The sequence below is a fragment of the Acetobacter sp. P1H12_c genome (assembly GCF_018811975.1).
In the GTDB taxonomy this organism is placed as follows: Bacteria; Pseudomonadota; Alphaproteobacteria; order Acetobacterales; family Acetobacteraceae; genus Acetobacter; species Acetobacter persici.
On the sequence record NZ_JACRVR010000058.1, the window covers coordinates 1 to 10068 of the forward strand.

At 59.4% G+C, this 10068-nt stretch carries 5 protein-coding genes and 2 pseudogenes; 2 read left to right on the forward strand and 5 right to left on the reverse strand.

Going from position 1 to position 10068, the window contains the following annotated elements; all coding sequences use genetic code 11:
- Positions 1-236, forward strand: a pseudogene (locus KP699_RS15445) (IS110 family transposase); the annotation flags it as partial.
- A gap of 17 nt (positions 237-253) precedes the next feature.
- Here the strand turns inward: KP699_RS15445 and KP699_RS15450 are convergent.
- The 4 genes and pseudogenes from KP699_RS15450 to KP699_RS15460 form a co-directional block, all read right to left on the reverse strand.
- Positions 254-3460 (reverse strand): exodeoxyribonuclease V subunit beta, encoded by a 3207-nt coding sequence (locus KP699_RS15450; protein WP_215763249.1) that lies wholly within the window; start codon positions 3458-3460, stop codon positions 254-256.
- Complete coding sequence (locus KP699_RS15455) at positions 3457-6003, reverse strand: PD-(D/E)XK nuclease family protein (protein WP_215763250.1); 2547 nt, start codon at positions 6001-6003, stop codon at positions 3457-3459. Before KP699_RS15455 ends, KP699_RS15450 begins: the two co-directional genes overlap by 4 nt.
- 128 nt (positions 6004-6131) lie before the next feature.
- Positions 6132-6305, reverse strand: a pseudogene (locus KP699_RS16555) (IS3 family transposase); the annotation flags it as partial.
- Between the two features lie 452 nt (positions 6306-6757).
- Positions 6758-7669, reverse strand: coding sequence for an AraC family transcriptional regulator (locus KP699_RS15460; protein WP_215763251.1), 912 nt, complete (start codon positions 7667-7669; stop codon positions 6758-6760).
- Between the two features lie 68 nt (positions 7670-7737).
- On the opposite strand from KP699_RS15460, the gene KP699_RS15465 reads away from it, so the two are divergent.
- Positions 7738-8592 carry an oxidoreductase gene (locus KP699_RS15465; protein ID WP_252347136.1) on the forward strand — a complete coding sequence of 285 codons (855 nt, stop codon included), beginning with the start codon at positions 7738-7740 and terminating at the stop codon, positions 8590-8592.
- A 178-nt stretch (positions 8593-8770) separates the two neighbouring features.
- Here the strand turns inward: KP699_RS15465 and KP699_RS15470 are convergent, their stop codons facing one another.
- Positions 8771-9628 carry a hypothetical protein gene (locus tag KP699_RS15470; RefSeq protein WP_215763252.1) on the reverse strand — a complete coding sequence of 286 codons (858 nt, stop codon included), beginning with the start codon at positions 9626-9628 and terminating at the stop codon, positions 8771-8773.
- Between the last annotated feature and the right edge of the window lie 440 nt (positions 9629-10068).

Consider the following 10068-nt stretch of genomic DNA (forward strand, 5'->3'; position numbering starts at 1 on the left):
CGATGCGGGGGAAACGTGTCATTTCAGGGGGAAGAAGATCTCTCCGTCACGTCCTGTTCCAAGCAGGATTGGCAGCTGCCTGCCATAATCCTGTTCTGAAAGCTGTCGCCAAACGCATGAAACAGCGGGGTAAGCCACATAAACTGGTGATCGTCGCTATCGCACGGCGTCTCATCACAATCGCCAACGCCGTCCTCAAAACAGGCCTGCCATGGCGCATTAGCTCCGCCGCTTAAACACAGTTGCTAGGGCATCAGTTAACTCCGGCCTGTGCAAAAGCTCCCGCTGACGCGCCCCTATCTGCCAGTTCTAGCCATCCGTGATCGACCCAAAACACCGCCACGCCCTGCAGCGGATGCTGCGGGTATAGTCCGGCCAACAGTCCGGCATAGCTGGAAAGCTGTGGCCAATAGGGGCCAAACCCGTCACCATCGCCGCCGGATTTATGGTCAATCAGCATCGTGCCTGCCGGGCCGATGGCGAGAAGGTCGAGGATGCCGGGGATCTCTGCACCCTCGGGCGTGTAGCCAAGCACCGGAATTTCGGCACACAGATCCGTATAGCCCTGATCGGCAAGCCAGGCTTTCAGCGCCGTGGCGCGCTCGGCCACCAGCGCAAGAGTGGCGTCGTCAAACCCAGTCGCGAGAGCCAAAGCCGGGGCCTGATCGGGCCGGGTCAGGTATGTGCGCAGCGCCAGATGCAGTGCTGTGCCACGGTAGGCATCGTTCAGTGCCTTTGGCCAGGGGGCTCCGATATTGATACGGCGGGACACAGGAGGCACCCCCGAGCTACGGGTTTGCGAGGGCTGCAGCCGCCAGGGCGTCAGCAGTGTCACGGGCAACGGCGCAGCGGCACCGAAGCGCAGCGCTGAGGCTGCCGAACCGCCTGCATATTCGGTAAATCCTGCCTCTTCAGGCAGTTGCCTGATCAGCGCCGGACAATCCACGCCATTGATGCGCAGGCTACCCACCCCGATCTGCGGCGCGCAGGTATCTAACAGAATATGAAACAGGTTCTTAGCCTCGAGCGCGTCTTCTTCGCGCTCCCTCAGAAAACCCGGCCATTCAAGCACCAGCCGGTCACGGGCACGGGTCAGGGCGACATAGAGAAGGTTTTTTGCATTGACTTCAAAATCGGCACGGCGGTCTTCGATGAAACGGCGAGTGGCCTCGGGCGCTGCAAAGCCGGGCGTGTGGATCAGGCTCGCGGACCCCAGCACCACCGCCATATCGTCGATGCGATCCAAGGCATCGAAACGGGTCGCAGTGGACCCCGCACGTTCCTCGATGCCATAGTCGAACTCGGCGACGACAGTGATCGGCCATTCCCGCCCTTTGGAGGCGTGCCAGGTGACGATCTCCACCGCCTCGGCGCTGTTGGCGGAAGGATCGGGATGACGGTCGAAATCGCGCTCGCCCCCACGGGCGTCGAGCCAGCCGAGAAAGACCTTGGCAGTCTCGCCGTGGAACCCCGAGGCGGATTTGAGATCGCGATGCGCGGCTTCGAACTCACCCGCCTCAGCCTCTAGCCGCAAAAGATCGGCGCGGGACTGGGCGGCATCGGGCTGACGTTCGGCCCAGAGACGCAGGTCGGCAGCATGCAGCACCAGATCAAGCCCCGCCCCCACTGGCAAGCGGGCCAGAACGTCCGAGAGCGCGGCCAGCCGCATCAGCACCGGGTCATCCACCAACCGCCCTTCGATCTGGGCGGATAGCGCCTCCTGCAAGGGCAGCGGGTCCGGGCCAAGCGTGCGCAAGAGTAGCCCGGCATGGATATCCGCCGGATTTGCGGCAAAGGCCAGCGCGGCGCGGGCGGCAACAATCATCGGGCTTTTCGCCCAGCCATCCTCGGCGATCCGCACCGGAACGCCGCGCGCGCGCAATTCCTCGGCATAGCGGGCGGCGGTGGTGTGGCGGCAGACCAAGAGCGCGATATCCGAAGGCCGCGCCGGCCGGGGGGCCTTCGTGTGGCGGTCGGTGATGGTCTCAGTATTAGTCAGAATACGGGCGATGCGCTCGGCGATGTGTTCTGGGGGCTGCGAATACCTTTGTGAGCGCCGTCCCTGCGTAGCGTTTAGAACCTCGATCGCGGGAGCTGCGACCGCATCGCGGGTCGGCGCCAACGGGTTATAGCCCTGCCCAAAGAGGCCAGCCCCCATCGCATTGACGAATTGCATGATGGCTGGGGTCGAGCGCCAGTTGTGGTCCAAAGGCTGGGTCGCATCGGGGTTTGCCGCCGCCAGCGCTGTGGACAGGCGCGGATCGGCGCCCTGAAACCCCATGATCGACTGTTTGACATCGCCCACCAGCAGTGTGCGCGGCGCGTGCTGGCCCAACTGCCACAAAAGCGCGAATTGCACAGGGTTGGTATCCTGGAATTCGTCGATGATGACGCAGTCGATCTCGTCCAGCACCGCTTGCCGCACGGCGGGGTCAGTGCGGAGTAGGTGCTCAGCCCCGGTGATCATATCAGCAAAGTCGATCAGGCCGAGCGCCTTCTTGCGGGTCTCATAGGCCGCCATCACCTCTTGCGCGCAGGCGATCAGGCAGGACAGGTGCAGCTTAGCATCGGCCAGCGGGCCGGGATGGTAGGGCAGCACATCCGCCGCCGCCATGATCGCCGTGGCAAGGTCGTCATATCCCGCAGGCGTCTTGCTGGAGCGGTTAGAGATAAACAGGCTGCGCAGATCGTTCCAAACCTGCCAATCCCGATCCAGAAGATCGGGCGCGCGATCAACACGTTTGAAAAGCGCGAGGTTTTTCTCCAGCTTCTCGACATTGGTTTTGGCGGTGATCCCGGCCACGCCTCCCTCGGGAAAGGCTGCGATCATGACCTGCACGGCCGCCTGCAACGCGACGGTCGCGGCGATAGGGTCATCCAAAACCGGCCCGTAAACCGCATCCAGCCGCGTCAGTGCCGGAGTGATCAGGCCAGCGTCACGCCCCTTGTCCCCAAGGCCGCGCAAGAGGTCGATCATCGATAGCACCCGGGCGTGCAAACTGTCTTCGACCGTCTCGCCCTTCACGAAGTTCGGGGCGTAACCGAACCGCTCTGGCGCGGCCTTGATCGGGTCCAGCGCCTTGGCATGTGCCAGTGCCTGACGGATCAGCAGATCCCGCTCGGCATCGCCCAGATGGCGCGGCTGCGGCGAGGCGCCAGCCGCCAGAGCATGTTCGGTCAAAAGCCGCAGGCCCAGTCCATGTATGGTCGAGACATAGGCGCGCTCGACCGCCATCGCCTCGGCGACCAGTCCATCGGCCAGAAGGCCGGCACGGATCCTTTCGCGCAACTCGCCAGCCGCGGCCTCGGTAAAGGTGACGGCAAGGATACGCTCGGGCCGGACAATGCCGCGTTTCACCCAATCGGACAACTGGGCCTTGATGTGGTGGGTCTTGCCCGCGCCGGCGCCCGCGGGAACGATGACCAGACCTTGATCTGTATTGACGGGGGCCATGGTCATTCCTCCTCAAGCGTGCGGATGAAGGCGGTGACCAGGGCCGAGCCATCGGTCAGCGCATAGGGGGTGAAGCCGGCTTCTTTCTTGAAGAAGGCCGCATCCTCAGAGGTGTTCAGCACGACTCGTCCTGCACCAAGTTCGGCCAAGCGTTCCGCCAGCTTGGCTACCGCCCCGGCATTCACCGCATCGCCCATGTCGCGGGCGGGCGAGCCCCCGGGCAGGACCAGACCCGAAGTCAGCAGCCCGCCATCATTCATTAGGTGATAGGCGACCGCCACCTTGCGGCCGATCAGCGGGTCCATGCCGTCACCCTCGCGCCGCATGGGCCGCGCTATCATCTCGGCGTAAAGCCCTGCCTGCAGATCCCAGCCTGCCTCCATCCGCTGCCGTCGGCGCTTGGTGCCGCTTTTCTTGTGATCGATGATCAAGAGCGCACCATCAGGCAGTTCAAGGATCGCGTCGGCCTTGCCATGCAGATTGATGCCATGCGCCTCACCGGCCAGCCAGATTTCATTGCCGATGATCTTGGCATTGAGCGCCAACAAGTGATCGCGCCAGCGCAGGGCAGCCGCCATGATCTCACGCTCCAAACCGCGACGCTCCATCTCCCATGACGGGCTGCGCAGATAGCCCGCGTGACGGGTGAGCGCACGGTCATAAGCCTCGGGGATCAGTTCTGCCAGCGTCTCGGCTTCCGGGAACGGCTGATCCTTCAGGAACACATGCTCAAAGACATCATGGGCGATATTGCCCCTTGCTATCACGTCGAGTTCTTCGGTCGACCAAGACATATCCTCGGCCCCGACCTCTGCCAGAAGCCAGGCGAGCGGGCTGACAAGCAGCGTCTCGAGCCGCGAGGGCGATTGCGGTTTGGAGGTGCCGTCAACGCGCCGACGAAGGGACAGAAGGTCATGCCCCGGGAAAGCAAGCTCCTCAGGCAATTCCGCGGGTTCCGGCACCGGCATCAGACGGTGATACGCAATCGGCCATTTCGCCGGGCTCTGACGCGACAGATCGGTGATCAGATCGCTGGCATCCTCAACGCCCGCCACCGCCCGCGCCACCAGCGACAACCCGGCCGAAGGTTGCAAGCGCCCGCCCGTCAGATCGCGCCATGGGATGAGGAAGGTGACGCTGCCGGAAACCGCCTGAAGCTGTTGATCAAGTAACGCAAGGCTTTGCGCCAGCCCCTCGGCCCGACCGTGAAGGTGAACGCCGGTTCCCGCGTGTATCGCAGCGATCTCGCTGTCAAGAAACAGCGGATTGGCACGCGGGCGAGTCGGGTAAAGGCCATCGGTGAAATCGCTGACGATTAGATGGCGGCATGGGCGCCACGGGCTTTCATACGCGGACCAAAGGCTGACGCCTTCAAGATTGCGGTCGGGGTCCGCAACCATGGGCGGCGCGATCTGAATGCCACGCAGGATTATCTCCCAATCCGGCGTGCCTTCGCCGGGGGGGACAGTCAGCCGCGCGCGGACCTGATCGCCTTTTCCGATCCGCTCGCAGATCCGGTCCAGCAGGAATCGCAACTGCGGCAAGCTGCCGGCCGAGGCGCGGATATCGTCCCACAGTTCCTTATGTGCGGGCGTGCCCGTGAGGATGGCGCCTCGGAAATCGCCACCCATGAGGCTTTCGGCAAGATCGCGCCCGGTCTGTGCAGCCCAGGGCATCAAGGGAGAAAGCGCGAGGCTCGCCAAGACCATAGCCGGAGTTGGCGGTCGCTTGGCCAGCGCCAGATGTAGCGCGGTCTCGCCAATGACATCTCGCTCGGGTAATTGGCCCGGAAGGCCCGAGAGCGGCACTCCCTGGTCTGAGAAAGCGCGCGCGATCTGGCGCAGATCATCGCCCGACAGCACGGCGATTTCACGGGCCGAGACGCCGGATTCAATCAGCGCCCGAGCTTGGGCGGCGGCGAAATCGGCGCAGGCGGCGGGATCACGCAGACCATAGAACGCGAGGCTGTCATCCAGAACCCCGGCCTCGATATCCTGCGCTGAAACACCGCCCTGCAGCGTGTGCAGGCGGCTGCCGATTGCGGCCCGGGGCATATAGGCGCTTGCGGGAACAGTGCCGAACTCGTCCCGCAAGCGGGCAAAAAGCGCCTGTAGCGCCGCAGGAGCGAGAGGATCCAGCGAACCTTCAACCACCGGCAACGAGCCCAGGAACGATCCATGCGGCAGGGCCAGCACATGAGGGATCGGTGCCAGCCCCTCTGGCAGCGCATCCCCCAACCTTTGCCACAACGCGACCAGCGCCAAGAGATGCCGCTTGGCGCGGCTGTCTGGCAGGTGATCAACGTTCGGTACCTTCAGATCCGGCGTGGCCAGCATAAGATCCGTCAGAGCGGCGGTCACCACCGAGATCGTCTCGACAGGTGCATTGGCAAGACTTTCGGCCCAGACAGGGTCAGGCACCTCGGCAATGGCACGTCCAGGCGCCCATTCGGCAGAAATAGGGGCAAGGGACAATTCGGCAAGACCAGTATCGGTCAGGCGGTATTGCAGGCCGGAGCGCGGATCATTGACGAGGAAGGGGTAGTGCATGAATGGCCTGCAATCTTCTGATCAGGAAAACTGTAATGAGGATGAGTTGCCCAGAGTTTTATAGAGACATTTTTTATCTGACCCAAGCGGCTAATGCATGTGATTTTCGTTGCGAATAAAAAACGATCTTCAGTTGGCGGTACGTTTCTAATGGAGGGCAGTAGCCGTCGATTATTGAACCAATCGAACCATTTAAACGTTTTCAGCTCGATAGCTTCCTTTGTGTGCCATGGACCCTGCCGATAGATGCGTGCGGTTTTATAAAGTCCGTTAATGGTCTCCGCGAGGGCATAATCATGTGTTCGCCGTCAGGATCTATGGGACGAAAATGTTGGATTGGATAATGGAGGATTTCTGGGGAGCGATTGCTCCGCGATATGTGGCACGAAGAGTTGGAACGCTACGATACCGATAGCCGTATTCACGGGGCTCATCGCAAGCTGCTTACCCCATCTCCGCTTCTTTGTTCCGGTCAAATGATTGGAAATAGATCGCGGCAACAGCCCAGTGTGCCGTAGCACCACTTACGTCTTCTGAAAGCAAAGCGGCTATCGCTCAGAGCCTGATTTGAAAGTTTTTCAGCACTGACAGTGCCTTGCGGTTCTGCGGGGCAGCATGCGGATTGAGGCGATCAAAGTCCACGCTGTTGACGAGGCTATGCGGAAAATGATTGGGACAGTTGTATTTCCGAGATGAAGGCGTATCCTGACTGTCTACTAAGCAATCGGTCATTGCCGGGCGCGGGATTTGCGCGTCAAGCCTGTGGTGGCTCACCTAGATGTTCTCGCATCCAGTGAGCCTCCTCGGTTGGGGTGCGATGAAAATGGCGTTTGAAATCCCGGCTGAACTGGGCCGCACTGGCATAGCCAACTTCGGCGGCAATAACGGCAAGAGTTCCTTGACGTCGTGCGATCATTAGCCGGGCTTCATGCAGCCGCAGCGCCTTGAGATATTGAATCGGGGTATTCCCGGTGAGGCGCTTAAAGCCGACGTGATATGACGGAACGCTCATACCGGCTGTTGCAGCAAGTTCCGGAACCGATAACCCTTCCTTGTAGCGTTCGCGGATCAGCGTCAGGCTCTGCACGATCCTGTCTGTCGTGCCATTGCGACGCAAGGCTGCCATCAGCGATCCGCCCTGAGGCCCGACCAGGATGCGATAATGCAATTCACGCAATAGCCCCGGGCCGAGAATAGCGAGTTCCTGGGGATGACGGAGAGCATGAAGCAGGCGTTGAAGTACATCCGTCATGGCAGGTGCCATTCGACTTGAAATCAGACTTCGCGCCTGCATTCTTTCGTCATGACCTGCTTGTCTCTTCAGTGCGGTCGCTATTTCAGCAGCAAGATGCAGGTCGAAATCGAAGTAAATGGCCAGCAGAGGATGAGCAGGGCTAGCCTGCGAAGCCATCCGGAAAGGCACAGGGACTGAAACGGCAAGATAATGCTCGGCATCATATCGGTAGATCTCGCCATTGAGGAAACCCTGCTTGCCCCCCTGCAGGACGAAAACCGCACCAGGGCGATAAAGAACCGGCACATCTTTGAGGACAGCCTCGGAACGCAGGATACGGACATTCGGCAGAGACGTTGCGTTATAGCCAGATCGCGGTGCGAGTTCCGCAGCCAATGCGAGGAGCGAAGAGGTATCTGATTGATAATTCATAGGATCATGCAAGGATATTAGAGAAATCGCAGTATAGCGCTGGATAATACGATATTATTGGTCAAGGCATGAACGAAATCGAGTCGAGCAGAGCCATGCCACAGAAAACCTTCTTTATCACGGGTGCCAATTCGGGATTTGGGTTGGCGATTGCCCAGGCTGCCCTTGAGGCAGGTCATCGGGTGATTGGTACAGTCCGATCGCAAACAGCAAGAGCGTCCTTACTGGAGCGACTGCCGGATGTTCGCGCGGTCCTGTGTGACGTCACTGACTTCGACCGTATCGCCGCCATCGTCGCACAGGCAGAGCAAGACCATGGTCCGGTTGACGTACTCATCAACAATGCCGGTTATGGGCATGAAGGGGTTCTGGAGGAATCTCCTCTCGAAGAAATGCGCCGCCAGTTCGACGTCAATGTCTTCGGAGCCGTTGCGATTGCCAAAGCCTTCCTGCCGCGTTTTCGCGAACGCCGCAGCGGGTTTATTGTGAACGTGACATCAATGGGTGGTCTGATCACCATGCCGGGTATCTCGTATTACTGTGGCAGCAAATTTGCTTTGCAGGGCATTTCGGACGTCATGCGTGCAGAGATGGCGCCTTTTGGGGTTCACGTCACCGCGTTATGCCCTGGATCCTTCCGAACAGACTGGGCCGGTCGCTCGATGGTTAGGACCGAGCGATCGATCAAGCACTACGACGATCTGTTCGATCCGATCCGGGCCGCTCGCCACGAGAAGGACGGCAAACAATTGGGCAACCCGGCAAAGCTTGCTGCGACAGTGCTTCAGCTCGTTGCGTCGGACACGCCTCCACCTCAACTCCTTTTGGGGAGCGATGCTCTACGCCTGGTTCGTGACCGTCTCTCTCGCATGGAAAGAGAAATTGAGGATTGGGAGGAATTAACCCGATCAACAGACGGGTAATTTTTTTCGCACACAGTGGCAGCTGTCAGAAGCTGAACTTTCCGAACCGAATGTCCGCAAAAAGGCGACTGCTGCCTGTCTGCTCCTTTATCACTGAGCAGGCAGGCAGATCAGGGGGGATTCCAGTCTGTCGGCTTCGTGGCACAAAATCTTTTGGATCGGACGTCTTCGCCAATTCTCAGGGCATCACGTGTGATTGCGGATAACCTTGGAATATCTGCGCTTCCATATTTAGAAGAAATTCGTCGTCTTTAAAATTTTTGGCAGTCGGCTCGATCTCGTTCAAGACCGCATGTAAAACAGAGGTGCCAATGCGTTTTTGCTTAATCAAAAGCGCCACCGTCCTGCGCATAATCGCCCCCTCGGCCGCATTGAAAAGATGCGATATCTCAGTGGCGAAATCGAGAAACGACAGGCAATCGGATGTATGGGCAGTAGAGGCTTCGTACTTTTTAATATCTGTCCCCGCGCGCTTAGTCACATTATCAAGCTGGAAGCTGCTTAGCTCTTGGCCCGCTGCACGCGCCAGATAAAGTTCGGCCGCCACACCCCCGGCGTATATCTCTTGCCCGGCTCGACCGGGGGCATTAGCACCGACTCTGCGCCCGGCCCACGAAAAGGCGTCATTGTGCCAATCGACGATGACAGCGTCGGAAGGAATTTTATTCTTGTGCGCCATCATGACGTGGCCACATTCATGCCAGCAAACTTGAACTAAATTTGTCTGCCGCTGAACCTCCAACCTAGAGCACAGTTCAACAAGAATCGTATGCGCATTGCTCTTAATGTTACCGGCGCGGTCTGTATTCTTTGCGGACAGAATGTCTGAAAGCCTAAGTACCTGCAAACTCAGCTCGCGCGTGCTCGCAATGCCCGCCGTGGATAAAGCGTTACACATAGCCGGAGCATACACGCTGTTCTGCTCAGCTTCCTCGCACTTTTTGGGATCACCAAGATTAGCGCTGCACGAGCGTACCAAGTACGCGAGTTCTACCCCATACCTTACCCTCAGGGATTCCGATCCCTCATCATGCATATAATTGGGCCCTTCATTTATCTTTTAAGCGCAATCTTTCGAGACTAAATGGTCACCTCAAGCGCGGTATGTAAACTGCATAAGCGAGATTCATTCGATAACTATTTGGAAATGTTAACGTGGAGGTCGGGTCTGCAACCCTTCAGAGGCGGTCTGGGCCAAGGCAGGTTTAGGGACGCCAGCCCTAACTCGCTAGAAGTCACGTCCGGTTCGGGAACGCGCAAGATTTCGCTTCGGTATCCGAGAAGAAGGCGAAAGCTGCCTTTCTGCTTGCCGTGCGCCAACTCTCCTTCTCTGGTGAGAAGGAGAGCCGGTTCATCAGTCTACCCGTTTTGAACTTTCACCCAAAAGCGTTCTGTAGCTGACCGCCGTGGCTCCCATCCAGCCTCTTTGAGCTGAAGAGGCAATTCCTTTTCGGCGGCGTCTGGGACGGCCTTCAG